The organism is Roseivivax sp. CAU 1761 (assembly GCF_054482755.1).
Window position 1 is genome coordinate 1 of sequence record NZ_JBTLRM010000008.1, and the last position, 14,039, is coordinate 14,039.

Below are 14,039 nucleotides of genomic sequence, written 5' to 3' on the forward strand. Positions count from 1 at the left end.
GGCGAGCGGGGCGGTCCGGGCCCGCGCAGGCGTTGAACCCGGTGCGCCGGCGCGGCCGTCCGAGCCGGTCGCGGCCGGCGCCATCGCGGCGCCCGTTCCGCGGCCCTACCAGCCGCCCGCCGCCACCGCCGCCACGGCGCAGCCCGATCCGGCGCCCGGAGTCGACGAGGTGCGCAGCAACGCGCTCGTCGCGCGGCCGGGCGGCGCGCCGAGTGCCGGCGAGACGCGGTCCGCCGCGGCGTCGGCCTCCGCCGCGGGGGCGGCGCCGGCCGCCGGCATGACATCGCAGCCCGTCGAGGCCACGACCGCGCCGGGCGGCACGGAGCCCGGCAATCCCGCACCACAGCCGGCCGGTCCGGCCCCGGAGGCCGCGGCGCGGTCGCCGCAGGCGGCGCCGCCGCGGCCCGAACCCGGGCCCGTCCAGCCCCAGCCGGTGCCGCCGGAAATGACCCGGGCGATGCTCGACCGCGTCCGCCAGAGCAGCTTTGCCGAAGGCCGCACGCGGATCGAGCTGTCCTCGGGCGGCCTGGGCGGGATCGAGGTCGATCTCTCCGCCGACGAGGCGGGGCAGCTGCGCGTGGTGCTGCGGGCCGAGAACCCGGCGCTGCTCTCGGCGCTGCGCGGCGACCGGGCGGCGCTGCTCGACAGCCTGCAGCAGGGCGGCGTCGATGTCGGCGCCTCCGACCTCGACTTCGAGGGCTATGGCCCCCCGCGCGAGCGCCGCGACGGCGCCGAATGGCGCGACGGCGGCCTCCCCAGCGCGGAGGAGGCCGACGACGCGGCGCCGCCGCCGCAACCGACCGGCGCCACGCGTCGCCCCGCCGCCCCCGGGCGGCTCGACATTCTCACCTGAGGGAGACCTTCATGGCGATCGATCCACTGCAGACCTCCAACGCCGCCGCGGCCGCCGCGCCGCGGTCGAGCGCCGCGCAGGCCTCGCTCAGCGCCGATTACGACAGCTTCCTGAAGCTGCTGACCGCCCAGGTGTCGAACCAGGACCCGCTGGAGCCGATGGATTCCACCACCTTCGTCTCGCAGCTGGCCCAGCTCAGCCAGGTCGAGCAATCGATCCAGACCAATGCCACGCTCGAGGAGATCGGTGCGCGGCTGGCCGGGTTCGGGGCGCTGTCCGAGGCCGGGCTGATCGGCCGCACGGTGCGGGCGCCGGGCGACACGTTCCGGATCTCCGAGGGCGGAAATGCCGACCTCACCTTCGCGCTGAAGACCGGCGCGCAGACCACCAGCGCCACCATCCTGCATCCCGACGGCACCGAGGTGCAGACCTATCACGGCCTGTCGGGCCGCGCCGGCGAGACCCAGACGGTGCGCTGGAACGGCACCGATTACAACGGCCTGCCGCTGCCCGCGGGCGAATACCGCATCCGCATCGACGCCACCGACGCGGAGGGCAAGCGCGTCGGCTACGAGACCTTCACCGAGGGCAAGGTCGACAGCGTGCTGTTCCGCGACGGGGCCGCGATGCTGCGGCTCGGCACCGGGGCGGAGATCGCCTCCGACCGCGTGGTGGAGATCCGCTGAGCCCTCAGACGTGCGGCACGTCGGCCTTGTAGAAGGACAGGAACAGCACGTCCTCCACCTCCGCGTAGCGCTGCGACAGCGCCGCGCGCAGGTCGGCCGACAGCGCCTCGGTGTCGAGGCTGACGCCGCCCAGGGTGCCCGCGGTCACGCTTTCCGACAGCCGCTCGAGCAGGGCGTCGCGCAGCCGGATCGTGTGATCGGGCGTGCTGAAGCTCGCCGCGGTCTCGGCATCCTTCATGGCGACCCCGAAATCGGCGACGATGTAGGAGGTGCTGCGCGCCCGCCGCACCGGGATCGTCATGCGCCCGACATGCACCACGCGCCCGGCGATCTGCGGGTCCACCGGCTGCATCAGCGGCGCCTCCATGGCCCGGGCATCGGCCTCGGGGACCGGCGCGGCCTCCGCGCCGCTGTCCGGCGTGGCCGGGGCGTCGGCCTCCGCGACGATGTCGGGCTGCCGGGCCGGCGCCGCGGCGGGGGCCGGGGCGGCGCGCGGCGCTTCGGCGGACCGGAGCGGCGGCTCGGCCGTGTCGGGGGCGGGGTCGAGGAGCAGACCCGCGCCGAAGCCCGCCGCCACGCAGATCACGGGCAGTCCGGCCAGAAGGGGAAGCATGTAGGGCATGAATCTCCGGAAACAGTTTTGGGGCCTTGGGACGTTCGGGCCAAACTGCTTCCGGAATCTGGCCGCTTCGCGCCGCTTGCGGATCAATCCTGCGGCGCTTTGGCGGCACGGCGTTTCCGCCGCCCGATCAATATGGCAGCACGACGTCCATTACGCCCTCGCCGTAACTGACCCGCTGCTGGCGCGACAGCTGGCCGCGGCCGCCATAGGTGATGCGGGCCTCGGCGATCTTGTCGTATTCGATGGAATTGTCCCGCGCGATGTCCTCGGGGCGGATGATTCCCGCCACCCGCAGGTCGCGCAGCTCCTCGTTGACCTTGACCTCCTGGCGGCCGGCGACCACCAGGTTGCCGTTCGGCAGCTTCTCGACCACCAGCGCCGCGACGCGCAGGTTGATCCGCTCGTTGCGGTCGATGCTGCCCGAGCCCGAGACGTTCTGGCCGCCCGAGACCGCGATGATGTCCTTGCCGGCGAGGTCCTCCTCGTCGACGCCGGGCAGCAGTTGGCCGATCTGGCGGCCATAGCCGAAGAGCGACGGCGTGCCGAGATTGGTCGAGCCCTCGCGGCTGCGCTCGGTCTCGTTGCGCAGCTTGGCGCCGTCGTCGATCTCGATCACGATGGTCAGCAGGTCGCCGACCTCCTCGGCCCGCTGATCGGCGAAGAAGCCGCCGGAATTGCCCTGCCAGAGCGAGGCCTGCTCGGCCCGGTAGACCGCGCGCGTCACCTTCGGCGGCGGCATCGGCACCTGCACGCGCTCCACTGTCTCGGCGCCGGAGCCGATGCGGCTGTGCTCGATCTCGGGATTGAACGGCGACCCCGTGCAGGCCGCCAGCAGGGCCGGAAGGCTGACGAGCGCCGCGAGGCGGCAGGGCCGTGGGATCATCGTGTCACCTCGATGGTTCCGTCCGCCGCGGCGCGGCCGATGACGGTCTGGTTGCTGACGACGTTCACCACCTTGACCTCCTGCCCGGCATGGGCGTCGCGCAGCGCGCGGCCCGGGGCGGTGAGGGCGAGGCGGCCGTCGTCGTAGCGGATGGTCACCGCCTGGCCGCGGCTGATGACCAGCGGTTCCTGGATCGCCTGTGCCATCACCGGCCGGCCCTTGGCCAGCAGCGAGCGCACCTCCATGCCGACCAGCTTCTCGGCATCGGGCACGGTGAAGGAGCCGAGCCGCCCCTGCGGCAGATCGACGATTTGCAGGTCGGCCTCCTGGACGATCTCGCCCGGCATCATCTGGCGCACCGGCACCGCCACCGGCACCCGCACCACGGCGTAGCCGGTCAGGCGGTGGGTCTCGCCGGTCTCGGTCAGGGCGTTGGCGATGAACTGGCCGGTCTCCTCGTCGATCCAGAACGCCGAGAGCAGCATGGCGTCCTCGACCGGGGCGTGGGTCAGCGCCACCCGGATCTCGCCGCGGTCGGGGAAGCGGGCGCCGAAGTCCTCTCGCGCCTTGTCCTCGACCAGCTGGGTGACGGGCTCCGCCGCGGCGCCGGCGGCGGCCGCGCTCAGCGCCGCCGCGAGGCGCAGCGCCGGCGCGATGCGACGCCGGCGCATCATCATTTGATCTGGTTCGCCGTCGACATCATCTGGTCGGCGGTCTCGATGGTCTTGGAATTCATCTCGTAGGCGCGCTGCGCCGAGATCAGGTCAGTGATCTGCTGGATGATGTTGACGTTGGAATTCTCCAGGTAGCCCTGGCGCACCACGCCGATGCCGGGATCGCCGGGGTTGGCGGGCTGGGCGTCGCCCGAGGCCTCCGTGGCCTGCAGCAGGTTGGAGCCGAGCGCCCGGAGCCCGCTGTCATTGACGAAGGTGGTGAGCGTCAGGCGGCCGACCTCGACCGGGGCGGGGTCGTCTTCGACGAAGGCCGACACGGTGCCGTCCTCGGCGATGTCGAGCTGCACGGTGTTCTCGGGGATGACGATGCCGGGATCGACCTCGTAGCCCTGCAGGGTGACGAGCTGGCCCTCGGCGGAGACCTGGAAGGCGCCGTCGCGGGTATAGGCCTGTCCGCCATCGGGCATCAGCACGGTGAAGTAGCCGCGGCCGTCGATCGCCACGTCGGTCTGGTTCTCGGTCTGCGCCAGTCCGCCCTGGGCGTTCATCCGCACCACGCCGGCGGTGCGCACGCCGAGCCCGACATCGACGCCGGTGGGCCGGGCGGTGCCGGCCTCGGCGGTCAGCGTGCCCTCGCGCTGGCGGTTCTCGTAGATCAGGTCCTGGAACGCCGCGCGCCGGGCCTTGAACCCGGTGGTGTTGGCGTTGGCGATGTTGTTGGAAATCACGTCCACGTTGGTCTGCTGCGCGAGCATCCCGGTGGCGGCAATGCCGAGGGCTTTCATCGTCTGATCTCCTTGGGGGTCAGGACACGGCTTGGCCCAGGCGGTCGATGGCGTCGCGCCTGAGATCGCTGGTGGTCTGCATCAGCGTGGTGGCGCGCTCGTAGGAGCGCTGGATCTCGATCATCCGGGTCATCTCGAGCACCGGCTGCACGTTGCTGCCCTCGACCGCGCCCTGGATCATCCGGGTGGTCTGGGACGGGACGGCGTCGCCCTCGCCGCCATCGGGGGCCACGAAGAGCCCGGCGCCGCGGCGCTCGAAGCTTTGCAGGTCGCCGACCTCGAAGGTGCCGAGGCGGGCGAGGATGGCGCCGTCGGCACCGGTGATCGTGCCGTCCTCGCCGATCGAGACGGTGGCGACCTGGTCGGGCGGCAGCGCCACCGCCGCGCCCCCGGCATCGAGCACCACGGCGCCGGCCATGGTCACCAGGTTGCCCTGGTTGTCGAGCGTGAAGCGGCCGTCGCGGCCATAGGCGCGCTGGCCCTCCGGGGTCTCGTAGGCGAACCATCCGGGACCCTCGAGCGCCACGTCGAGACTGTTGCCGGTATGCTGCAGAACGCCTTGCGAGGAATCCACCCAGGAGCCGCCATCGACCACGTAGCTGGTGTCGGCATTCGCCGAATCGGCGGCGTCGTGAAGGTACGTCTCGAAGGCGACGCGCTCGCGTTTGTAGCCGGCCGTGTCGGCATTGGCGATGTTGTTGGCGGTGACGTCGAGTTCGCGGCGCAACGCGCTCGCCAGCGAAATCGGGAGTGTGGCCGTCGTGTCCATCCTGCGCCCTGCCTTCGGCTGCGATGCTCATTATCCTTGTTTCGATGCTGAAGCTGTAAGATAAAACTTCAAAAAGCAAGTATAGAAGTTGGAAGTGGCTAGCTATTCTTGGATACTCCTTGCTCTGCTGAGCGGCGCCGAGCCCGGCCTGAGCCTGCCGGAGCAGGCCGCAATGGCCGGGCCGCCCCACGCTGCCCGGGCGCCGCTGTTGCTGCACCGCATCGCCGCGGCGGCGGAGACGGACGCGCAGGCGATGCCTGCCGCGGGGTCCAAGCCGGCCGCGCCCGAGGGCGGCGCCGAGGCGGCAGCCGCGGCCCCCGAGGAAACCGGCCCCTGGCCGGCGCTCGATCTGCCGGCGCTGGCGGCCGCGCCCTATCTCGAGACCCGCACCCGCCTCCTGGAGGGCCTGGCCGAGACGCAAGCCGGGGCCCGCGGGGCGCAGCTTCAGGATCTCGCGGAGCTGCATCTGGCCCATGGCCTCTTGACCGAGGCGCGCAGCTTCTTGGCCGCGTCGGCCCGGGACGGGTCGGGGGATCCGGCGCGCGGCGCGGCACTCCGCGCGGCGCTCGAGGCCTTTCTTCCCGAAAGGGCGCGCGGCGCGGTGCAGGCCTCCGGTTCGGCGCGCGAGGCCTGGCCCGACGCGCCGATCTACGACGCGCTGGCGATGCTGAGTGCGGGCGGCGAGACCGAATATCGCGGCCTGTCCGCCGCGCTCGATGCGCTGCCGCGCCTCTCCCCGGCGCTCCAGGAACGCGCGCTGCCCCTGCTTCTGGAACATGCGGTGCTGACCGAGCGCTGGCGCGAGGCGCGTCTACTGGCGGAGCGCTTCGAGGCCGCGCCCGTCCTGCGCGACCTGCCGGTCTATCATTACCTGCTGGGACGGGTGGCCGAGGCCGGGGGCGAGGATGTCGCGGCCTTCGACAGCTACCGGCGCGCCGCGGAGGGCCGCGACGCCGCCGCGCAGCGGGCGCGGTTGCAGCTGTTGGCCCTGGGCGGCCGCACCGGCACGCTGACCCCGGAGGAGCGGACCGCCCTCCTGGCTGCGGCCCGGCGGCAATGGCAGGGCGGCCGTCTCGGCCGGCAGCTGCTGGAGGCGCAGGCCGAGGCGGCGCAGCTGTCCGGCGACCGGGTGGCGGCGCTGGCGGTGCTGCACGACCTCGCGACCCTGCATCCCGACACCCTGGCCGCCCAGAAGGCGCGGGCCGCCGCGACCGCGCTGCTGGAAGAGATCTATGCCGACGGTGCAGCGGGGCGCCTGCCGCTGGCCGAGTTCATGGCGGCGCATCAGCGGCTGGCGCGCGACTACCGCATGGCCGAGGCGTTCGGCCCGGCCGCGGAACGCTACGCCGCGACGCTGCGGGCCCGCGGCATCACCGCCGCGGCCGCCGCCGAATACGCGGCGATCCGCGAACATCTCGAAGTGGCGCAGGATCTGGGGCTCTCGCCGCCCGATCCGCTGCGCCGCGACCGGCTGCGGCTGGCCGAGGCCGAGGCGCTGATCGCCGGCGGGCGCTATGCCGAGGCGACGGTGCTGCTCGGTCCGCCGCTGGCGCAGGAGGATGACGGGCACGCGGCGCGGCGGGCGCAGCTGCGCGCCGAGGCGTTCCGCGGCGTCGACGACCTCGACGCGCTGATGGCCGAGGCGGACGAGGCGCCGTCGCCGCGCATGCTGCGCCTGAAGGGCGACGCGCATTTCCAGCGCGGCGAATGGGCCGAGGCCTTCGCCGCCTACGAGGCGCTCTGGGCCGAGGACGGCGAGGCCCTGGGCGAAGCGCGGAACCTGCGCATGCTCCTGGCCGCGCACCGCGCCGGGCTGGACGCGGCGCTGGCCCGGCTGGCCGCGGCGATGCCCGGGACCGCAAGCGCGGCGCCGCGCCTCGCCATCGCCGCCGGGCTCGCCGCTGAGCGCCCCGCGCTGGCGCCGCTGCGCCGGGAGGTGATCGAGGCCGAGATGGCGGGCGCCGCCGCCGCCGTCGAGAGAGTGCGCACCCTCGCCGATCCCGGGGGCGGTAGGGATGAATAGCAAGGACTGCAGACGGCGTAATTCTTTAAACCTGACGAAATCTTTGGGGCCTATCTCACCCCGGAGGCACGTCTGAACAGCGTCCGGCGGCAGACCGGGCAAGGAGGCAGGACCATGAGTATCTCACAGGCCATGCAGATCGGGGTCAGCGGACTCACCGCCAACGCCGACCGCGTCGGAAACATCTCCAACAACATCGCCAACGCCAACACCGACGGCTATCGCCGCAGCTTCTCGCAGCTGGTGTCGGAAGTGACCGCCTCGGGCACCAGCAATGTCGGCTCCGGGGTCCGCGCCACCGGGCGCACCGAGGTCACCACGTCGGGCACCATGCGCAACACCGACAGCGCCACCGACCTGGCGATTTCGGGGCAGGGCTTCTTCGTGGTCTCGCAGGGCATCAACGAGAACAACGAGGCGAACTTCGCGCTGACCCGGGCCGGCTCCTTCCTGCCCGACGAGAAGGGCAACCTGCGCAACGCGGCCGGCTTCTACCTGGCCGGCTACCCGATCGATCCGGGCGCCAATGCCACGACCGGGGCCGGGCTGGCGAGCTTCGCCGATCTGCAAACCGTCAACCTCGGCGCGCGCTCGATCTCCGGCAGCGCCACCACCGAGGTCTCGGTCAAGGCCAACCTGCCGGCCCAGGCCACCGGGCTCGCCACTCCGAGCGACCCGTTCGCCTCGTCCTCGGAATACTACACCGCGCTCGGCGCGGCGGAGCGCCTGCGCTTCTCCTGGCAGCCCGGCGCCAACGACAACGAATGGACGCTCACGGTCAACGACAATGACAACAACCCGCTGGGTTCGGTCGACGTGACCTTCAACGATTCCGGCGCCGATGCCGGTTCGCCGAGCGTCTATGCCGGCATCACCAACATGGCGACCGCGCCCGCGGCCTTTGCCTTCGACCCCACCACCGGCACCGCGACCCTGACGCTCGACAACGGCACCGTGCCGCAGCAGATCGCGCTGCAGCTCGGCGCCCCGGACAGCTTCGAGGGCATCACCCAATTCGCCGGCGACTATACCGGCCAGTCCGCCGAGGTGAACGGCCGCGAGGCGGGGTCGCTGACCCGAACGGAGATCGACGAGGCCGGAATAGTGTACGGCATCTTCGACAATGGCAGCCGCCAGGCGCTCTACCAGATCCCGATCGCCGTGGTGCCGAACCCGAACGGCCTGTCGCAGATCGAGGGCAACGCCTTCCAGCTGTCGCAGACCTCCGGTCCGGTCGACCTGCTGTCGGCGGGCGCCGGCAATGCCGGCACCATCCGCGGCAATTCGCTGGAAGGCTCGAACGTGGAGGTGGCCTCCGAGCTCACCGATCTGATCCAGGCGCAGCGGGCCTATTCCTCGAACGCCAAGATCGTCACCACCTCGAACGAGATGATGGAAGAGACGCTGCAGATCAAACGCTGATCCTGAGGCACGCCGGAAGGGGCCGCATCCATGAGCATCACCTCCGCCTTCAATGCCAGCCGGTCCGGCCTCTCGGCCGCGGCCGCGCGGGCCGGCCTGACCTCGACCAACATCGCCAATTCCGGCCGCGCCTCCTATGTGCGCCGGGACATGACGATGGTCGGGTCGAGCGACAACCAGGGCGTCACCATCACCGCCATCAAGCGCGACGTCGATGCCAGCCTGCAGGCGCGGCAGCGCCAGGCCGCGGCCCTGGCCGGGTTCGAGCAGGGCCGGGCGGAGGGGCTGGCGCTCTACACCCGGACGCTGGGCGAGCCCGGCGACGGCAGCACGCTGCCCGACCGGGTGTCGAAGCTGCAGACCAGCTTCGACCTGCTGTCCTCCGAACCGGCCGACACCAATGCCCAGAAGGCGGTGGTGCGGGCCGGCGAGGCGCTGGCGCGGTCGCTCAACGAAAGCGCCCGCGCGCTCACCGCGGCGCGCGCCGACGCCTATGAGGTGATCGGGTCCGAGATCTCCGAGGCCAATACCTTGCTGGGCGAGATCGAACGGCTGAACGAGCGGCTGGACGGCAGCGAGACCGGGGCGGCGGCCACGGCGGGGCTCCAGGACGAGCGCGACGCCGCGCTCGACCGGCTGAGCGAAATCGTCGATATCGAGGTGCGCGCCCGGGGCGCGCGGGTCGACGTCTACGCCGGCGGCGGCGCGCCGCTGATCGAGGGGCGCGAGATCGCGCCGCTGAGCTACGATCCCGGCTCCGGCGTCCTGACGGCGGGCGCGGTGGACGTCACCCCGGGCCGGCCAGGCGGCCGAGGCTTTGCCGCCGGATCGCTGGGCGCGGCGCTGACCCTGCACGATGCCACGCTCCCCGAGATGGGGCGGCAGCTCGACGCACTGGCCTCTCGGCTGGTCCTGGCCTTCGAGGATGCCGACGCGTCCCGCAGCCCCGGCGCGCCCGGCTTCTTCACCGATGCCGGCGCGGCCTTCAGCGCCCCCGACGGGCTGGCCGGACGGATCGCGGTGAACATCGCGGTGCGCCCGGAGGCGGGCGGCCAGATCAGGCGGGTCCGCGACGGCATGGAGGGCGTGCCCGGCAACGTGGCCGAGACCGGCCAGATCCTCGCCTTCGTGGCGGCGCTCGAGACCCCGCAGAGCTTCGACCCGCAGGCCGGGCTCGGCACCGACATGTCGCTCGGCGAGTACGCCGCCACCCTCGTCGGCGAACAGGCCGGGGCCACCGCCCGCGCCAAGGCGGCAGCCGAGGCGGAGACCGCGACGCTTTCCGCCATCGCCGTGCAGCGCTCCGAGACCGAGGGCGTCAACGTCGACGACGAATTGCAGAAGCTTTTGCAAATCGAACAATCCTATGCCGCCAACAGCCAGGTCATCACGGCGCTGACGCGCATGATGGATTCGCTCTTGGCCGCGGTGTGACGGAGCCCTTTCGATGTCCACGTTCAGCATTTCCGCCCCGTCCTCGCTGGCCTCGCACATGATGCGGCGGGACAGCCTGTCGAAACTGCAATCCGAAATGAACCGCGCCAGCCGCGAGGTCGCCACGGGGCGCTCCGCCGACCCGTATGGCAGCCTCGGCGGCCGGGCCGGCCGGGCGCTCGGCCTGCATGGCGAGGCGGCGCGGCTGGAAAGCTTCCTGACCTCCAACGCGGTGCTCGACAGCAAGCTCACCGCGAGCGAGAGCGCGCTCGGCACCATGCGCGAAGCCGCGCAATCGGTGCTGACGCTGGCCGTCGGCAACGCCACCTCGCCGCAGGCCACCGCTGAGGAGATGCAGCGCGCGGCCCGGGCCGCCTTCGACCGGATCGCCGCGGTCAGCAATACCAGCCATGCCGGGCGCAACCTGTTCTCGGGCACTGCGAGCGACGCGCCGGCGCTGACCGCCTGGAGCGAGCCGGGCCCCGGCGGCACCCCGCCCGAGGCCGCCGTGGCCGCCGCGATCGGCGCGCCCCCGGCCACCGCCGCGGAGGCGGCGACCAAGTCGGCGGCGCTGAAGACGCTGTTCCAGACCGGCTATGACGGGACCTTCTACGGCGGCGCGGTGGGCACCCAATCCTCCGCCGCCATCGACAGCGGCAGGGTGCTCGAATTCGGCGTCTCGGGCGAGGCCGACGCCTTCCGCGACGTGTTGCGCGGGCTTTCCATGCTGGCCAGCACCGATGTCGCGCAGATCGGCGACGGCGCCGCCTATCAGGCCTGGATGCAGGAGGCGGTGGCGGCGCTCGGCGCCGGGGCCGAGGGGCTGCTTTCGGCCGAGATCGATCTTGGCGAGGCGCGCAACCGGCTCGACGAGACCAAGCTGGCGCAGCAGGATCGCCTGTCGCTGCTGCAATCCGACACCGCGGCGCTGGAAGGGGTCGATCCCTACGACGCGGCGACCCGGCTGACCGAATTGCAGGCGCGGCTCGAGGCCAGCTATGCGGTCACCGCGCGGCTCGCCCGCCTGTCCTTCCTCGACTATCTCTGAGGCCGGTCCCGGGGAGCGTCGCCGCCGCAGCGGCGGCGCTCCGCCAGGGCGGCGGCCGTCACTCGGCCGCCGTCAGGTGCAGATGGCCCGGCATGCCGCGGGGCAGGCCCATCGCGTCCCAGCGCGGCTCCGCAAAGCAGTAGCCGCGCCGGCGGACCGTCTCGATATAGCGGTGGCCCGATTGCGCGGCGTCCGAGATCTTCTTGCGGATCTTGCAGATATAGACGTCGATCACCTTGTCGAAGGGCTGGTCGTCGGACAGCCCGTAGACCGCATCGTAGACCGCCTGCTTGGGCACGATGCGTCCGGCATTCAGGGCGAGGTGGCGCAGGATGTCATGTTCGCGCCGGGACAGCCGCACCTGGGTGCCGGAGACGTCCGGATTGCGGCCGTCGAAATAGACCGTGACCTCGCCCACCGTCAGGCTTTCGGCGGCATGGCCGCCGGCGCGGCGCGAGATCGAGTTGATGCGCGAGCGCAGTTCGACCGCCTTGACCGGCAGCACGATGTCGTCGTCGGCGCCGGCATCCAGGGCCTCGGCGGTGGCGCGGGCGTTGCGCAGGTCACGCATCACCAGGATCGGCGCGTCGCAATCCGCCCGGCGCAGGTTGCGCACGAAGTCGAGGGTCTGCGGGGTGTCCGCCAGAAGGAAGGGCACGCCGTCGGGACAGGAGGCCCGGAGCGACGCGGGTTCGCGGGAAAGAAAGCTTTCGTCGGCGGCGACGGTGCGGAGATTGGCGCGGCCAAGTTCCCGGCTCAGTCCGGTAAAGCGCGCCTCGCGCGGTTCGAAGAGAAAGATGTTCATGTGTCCTGCCTCGTTCCGCGGACAGTCGTGTTCTACGCCGCCCTGCGTTCTTATTGTTACACACCTAAGAATAGACAAGCATAAAAAGACAAGTATTCTTTTGGTCTTGGGCGGTGACGTGCAAGTATGGTCTCAGAAACGCAACAGCATCACCAGCAGGTATCGGGACGCAGCGGCATGCAGAGGCTCACGGCACCCACCCGCAATCGCCCTCCCGGCCGGCTGGCTCTGGCCGTGCTGGCCGCCGCGCTCTTGACCGTGCTGACCTTCGGGGCGGTGGCGGGGCCGGCCGCGGCGCAGGTCCGGATCAAGGACCTCGCCACCTTCGAGGGCGTGCGCGAGAACCAGCTGGTGGGGTACGGCCTGGTGGTCGGCCTCAACGGCACCGGCGACAGCCTGCGCAACTCGCCCTTCACCGAGAAGAGCATCGAGGGCATGCTCGAGCGCCTCGGCGCCGGCAACCTGTCGAACGACAACATCCGCACCGAGAACACCGCCGCGGTCATGGTCACCGCCATGCTGCCGCCCTTTGCGCGGCGCGGCGCCACCATCGATGTTGTGGTGTCGTCGCTGGGCGATGCCTCGAGCCTGCGCGGCGGCACGCTGATCGTGACGCCGCTCTCGGGCGCCGATGGCGAGGTCTACGCCGTGGCCCAGGGCCCGATCGCGGTGGCGGGCTACGCCGCCCAGGGCGCCAATGCCTCGATCGTCGAGGGCGTGCCGACGGTGGCGCGGATCGAGAACGGCGCCACGGTAGAGAACGAGATCGAATTCGAACTGGCCTCGTTGAACTCGATCCGGATCGCGCTGCGCGATCCCGATTTCACCACCGCGGTGCGGGTCGCCGACGCGGTCAATCGGGCGCTGGGTCCGCGCGCCGCGCGGGCGCTCGACCCCACCACGATCGAGGTCCAGGCGCATGACAAGACCGACCTGATGGGCGCCATGGCGACCATCGAGCGGCTCGAGGTCGAACCCGACACCCGCGCCAAGGTGGTGATCGATGCGCGGTCCGGCACCATCGTGATGGGCGGCAATGTCCGCATCGACCAAGTCGCGGTGAGCCAGGGCGGGTTGACCGTCATGGTGCGCGAGCAGATCGAGGTCAGCCAGCCCGAGCCGATCTCCATCGGCGAGACCGTGGTGGTGCCGCAGACCACCGTGTCGGTGGACGAGCAGCCGGCGCGGTTTGCGATCCTGAACGGCAATGTCAGCCTGCAGCGCCTCGTCGACGGGCTCAACGCCATCGGCGTCGGCGCCACCGAGACGATCTCGATCCTGCAGGCGATCAAGGCCGCGGGCGCGCTGCACGCCGACATGGAAATCATCTGAGGAGCCCGCGATGGAGTTCGGACGCCTACCGCCGCTGACCCCGGGCGACGCGCTCGCGGCGCGGCCCGCCACGCCCGACCCGGCCGCCAAGGCGGCGCGCGACTTCGAGGCCAGCTTCCTCAGCCAGGCCGTCGACGAGATGCTGAAATCGACCGGCGAGGGCTTCTTCGGCGGCGGCCAGGCCGACGAGACCTGGCGCTCCTTCCTGTCGAACGCCGTCGCCGACGCGCTGGCCGATACCGGCAGCACCGGAATCGCGCAGAGCGTCGAGGACGCCATCCGCGCCTATGGACAAGGAAACCGCACATGATCCGATTCGGTGGCGACCCCGACCTGACCGCCCTGACCGGCCTGTTGGAGCGCGAGATCGCTGCGCTCGACCGCGGCGACAGCGCCGCGGCGCTGGCCCTGCTGCCGGAAAAGCGGGCGCTGCTCGACCGGCTCGAGGCGCGCAGCGCTGCCCTGGCCGACGAGGCGCGGCGCAATGCCGGGCTGCGCGACAGGCTCGACCGGCTGCGCGCGCTGCTGGCCCGCAACGGCGCCCGGGTGGAGCGGCTGCGCACGGTCGCCGGCACGCTGACGGCCGATCTGGCGCGGCTGCGCGACCGGCACGGGCTGGGCGGGCTCTACGGCGCCGATGGCGGCGCCCGCAGCGCGCCTGTGACGGCCCGGTCACGCATCGACCACGAGGTCTGAATTTAAA

Annotated in this window: 16 protein-coding genes; 9 read left to right on the forward strand and 7 right to left on the reverse strand. The window is 71.8% G+C overall.

The genetic code is table 11. The features are described from left to right. Positions 1-105: 105 nt before the first annotated feature. Positions 106-321: a hypothetical protein gene (locus tag ACXYMW_RS06985; RefSeq protein WP_459034585.1), complete on the reverse strand. Its 216-nt coding sequence runs from the start codon at positions 319-321 to the stop codon at positions 106-108. Positions 322-457: 136 nt separating this feature from the next. Here ACXYMW_RS06985 and ACXYMW_RS06990 point away from each other — a divergent pair, with 136 nt between their 5' ends. Together ACXYMW_RS06990 and ACXYMW_RS06995 are read left to right on the forward strand one after the other, a co-directional pair. Beyond that, on the forward strand, positions 458-853 hold the full coding sequence (locus ACXYMW_RS06990; RefSeq protein WP_459034586.1) for a flagellar hook-length control protein FliK: 396 nt from the start codon (positions 458-460) through the stop codon (positions 851-853). Positions 854-864: 11 nt separating this feature from the next. Then, positions 865-1,539 carry a flagellar hook assembly protein FlgD gene (locus ACXYMW_RS06995; protein WP_459034587.1) on the forward strand — a complete coding sequence of 225 codons (675 nt, stop codon included), beginning with the start codon at positions 865-867 and terminating at the stop codon, positions 1,537-1,539. A 4-nt stretch (positions 1,540-1,543) separates the two neighbouring features. Here ACXYMW_RS06995 and ACXYMW_RS07000 read toward each other — a convergent pair whose 3' ends face one another. The 5 genes from ACXYMW_RS07000 to flgF form a co-directional block, all read right to left on the reverse strand. Next, a complete protein-coding gene (locus tag ACXYMW_RS07000; RefSeq protein ID WP_459034588.1) occupies positions 1,544-2,152 on the reverse strand; it encodes a hypothetical protein in 609 nt (202 codons plus the stop codon). Positions 2,153-2,288: 136 nt separating this feature from the next. Beyond that, entirely contained in the window at positions 2,289-3,044 is a 756-nt protein-coding gene (locus ACXYMW_RS07005) for a flagellar basal body L-ring protein FlgH (RefSeq protein WP_459034589.1), read from the reverse strand. Continuing rightward, positions 3,041-3,715: a flagellar basal body P-ring formation chaperone FlgA gene (gene flgA, locus ACXYMW_RS07010; protein WP_459034590.1), complete on the reverse strand. Its 675-nt coding sequence runs from the start codon at positions 3,713-3,715 to the stop codon at positions 3,041-3,043. The genes ACXYMW_RS07005 and flgA overlap by 4 nt, the downstream gene beginning before the upstream one ends. Before the next feature lie 2 nt (positions 3,716-3,717). Further along, the gene (gene flgG / locus ACXYMW_RS07015) at positions 3,718-4,503 is read right to left on the reverse strand and encodes a flagellar basal-body rod protein FlgG (RefSeq protein WP_459034591.1); all 786 of its coding nucleotides are present in this window, start codon (positions 4,501-4,503) and stop codon (positions 3,718-3,720) included. A 19-nt stretch (positions 4,504-4,522) separates the two neighbouring features. Continuing rightward, positions 4,523-5,272, reverse strand: coding sequence for a flagellar basal-body rod protein FlgF (gene flgF / locus ACXYMW_RS07020; RefSeq protein ID WP_459034592.1), 750 nt, complete (start codon positions 5,270-5,272; stop codon positions 4,523-4,525). A gap of 94 nt (positions 5,273-5,366) precedes the next feature. Between flgF and ACXYMW_RS07025 the strand changes: the two genes are divergently transcribed. The 4 genes from ACXYMW_RS07025 to ACXYMW_RS07040 all read left to right on the forward strand — a co-directional run bounded on the left by ACXYMW_RS07025 (position 5,367) and on the right by ACXYMW_RS07040 (position 11,199). After that, positions 5,367-7,295 carry a hypothetical protein gene (locus ACXYMW_RS07025; protein WP_459034593.1) on the forward strand — a complete coding sequence of 643 codons (1,929 nt, stop codon included), beginning with the start codon at positions 5,367-5,369 and terminating at the stop codon, positions 7,293-7,295. Between the two features lie 114 nt (positions 7,296-7,409). Beyond that, complete coding sequence (locus ACXYMW_RS07030) at positions 7,410-8,717, forward strand: flagellar hook protein FlgE (RefSeq protein ID WP_459034594.1); 1,308 nt, start codon at positions 7,410-7,412, stop codon at positions 8,715-8,717. 30 nt (positions 8,718-8,747) lie between these two features. After that, positions 8,748-10,151, forward strand: coding sequence for a flagellar hook-associated protein FlgK (flgK, locus tag ACXYMW_RS07035; RefSeq protein ID WP_459034595.1), 1,404 nt, complete (start codon positions 8,748-8,750; stop codon positions 10,149-10,151). Between the two features lie 13 nt (positions 10,152-10,164). After that, the gene (locus ACXYMW_RS07040) at positions 10,165-11,199 is read left to right on the forward strand and encodes a flagellin N-terminal helical domain-containing protein (RefSeq protein ID WP_459034596.1); all 1,035 of its coding nucleotides are present in this window, start codon (positions 10,165-10,167) and stop codon (positions 11,197-11,199) included. A 58-nt stretch (positions 11,200-11,257) separates the two neighbouring features. Here ACXYMW_RS07040 and ACXYMW_RS07045 read toward each other — a convergent pair whose 3' ends face one another. Continuing rightward, complete coding sequence (locus tag ACXYMW_RS07045; RefSeq protein ID WP_459034597.1) at positions 11,258-12,004, reverse strand: response regulator transcription factor; 747 nt, start codon at positions 12,002-12,004, stop codon at positions 11,258-11,260. 177 nt (positions 12,005-12,181) lie between these two features. Between ACXYMW_RS07045 and ACXYMW_RS07050 the strand changes: the two genes are divergently transcribed. Genes ACXYMW_RS07050 through ACXYMW_RS07060 form a run of 3 tightly spaced genes read left to right on the forward strand, consistent with a single transcriptional unit; the run spans position 12,182 to position 14,032 of the window. Beyond that, entirely contained in the window at positions 12,182-13,336 is a 1,155-nt protein-coding gene (locus tag ACXYMW_RS07050) for a flagellar basal body P-ring protein FlgI (RefSeq protein WP_459034598.1), read from the forward strand. A 10-nt stretch (positions 13,337-13,346) separates the two neighbouring features. Further along, the gene (locus tag ACXYMW_RS07055) at positions 13,347-13,646 is read left to right on the forward strand and encodes a rod-binding protein (protein WP_459034599.1); all 300 of its coding nucleotides are present in this window, start codon (positions 13,347-13,349) and stop codon (positions 13,644-13,646) included. After that, complete coding sequence (locus tag ACXYMW_RS07060) at positions 13,643-14,032, forward strand: hypothetical protein (protein WP_459034600.1); 390 nt, start codon at positions 13,643-13,645, stop codon at positions 14,030-14,032. The genes ACXYMW_RS07055 and ACXYMW_RS07060 overlap by 4 nt, the downstream gene beginning before the upstream one ends. Positions 14,033-14,039 lie beyond the last annotated feature (7 nt).

Coding starts and splice junctions, on each gene's coding strand:
- ACXYMW_RS06990 (WP_459034586.1), top strand. CDS start 458: ATGCTCGACCGCGTCCGCCAGAGCAGCTTTGCCGAAGGCCGCACGCGG.
- ACXYMW_RS06995 (WP_459034587.1), top strand. CDS start 865: ATGGCGATCGATCCACTGCAGACCTCCAACGCCGCCGCGGCCGCCGCG.
- ACXYMW_RS07000 (WP_459034588.1), bottom strand. CDS start 2,152: ATGCTTCCCCTTCTGGCCGGACTGCCCGTGATCTGCGTGGCGGCGGGC.
- ACXYMW_RS07005 (WP_459034589.1), bottom strand. CDS start 3,044: ATGATCCCACGGCCCTGCCGCCTCGCGGCGCTCGTCAGCCTTCCGGCC.
- flgA (WP_459034590.1), bottom strand. CDS start 3,715: ATGCGCCGGCGTCGCATCGCGCCGGCGCTGCGCCTCGCGGCGGCGCTG.
- flgG (WP_459034591.1), bottom strand. CDS start 4,503: ATGAAAGCCCTCGGCATTGCCGCCACCGGGATGCTCGCGCAGCAGACC.
- flgF (WP_459034592.1), bottom strand. CDS start 5,272: ATGGACACGACGGCCACACTCCCGATTTCGCTGGCGAGCGCGTTGCGC.
- ACXYMW_RS07030 (WP_459034594.1), top strand. CDS start 7,410: ATGAGTATCTCACAGGCCATGCAGATCGGGGTCAGCGGACTCACCGCC.
- flgK (WP_459034595.1), top strand. CDS start 8,748: ATGAGCATCACCTCCGCCTTCAATGCCAGCCGGTCCGGCCTCTCGGCC.
- ACXYMW_RS07040 (WP_459034596.1), top strand. CDS start 10,165: ATGTCCACGTTCAGCATTTCCGCCCCGTCCTCGCTGGCCTCGCACATG.
- ACXYMW_RS07045 (WP_459034597.1), bottom strand. CDS start 12,004: ATGAACATCTTTCTCTTCGAACCGCGCGAGGCGCGCTTTACCGGACTG.
- ACXYMW_RS07050 (WP_459034598.1), top strand. CDS start 12,182: ATGCAGAGGCTCACGGCACCCACCCGCAATCGCCCTCCCGGCCGGCTG.
- ACXYMW_RS07055 (WP_459034599.1), top strand. CDS start 13,347: ATGGAGTTCGGACGCCTACCGCCGCTGACCCCGGGCGACGCGCTCGCG.
- ACXYMW_RS07060 (WP_459034600.1), top strand. CDS start 13,643: ATGATCCGATTCGGTGGCGACCCCGACCTGACCGCCCTGACCGGCCTG.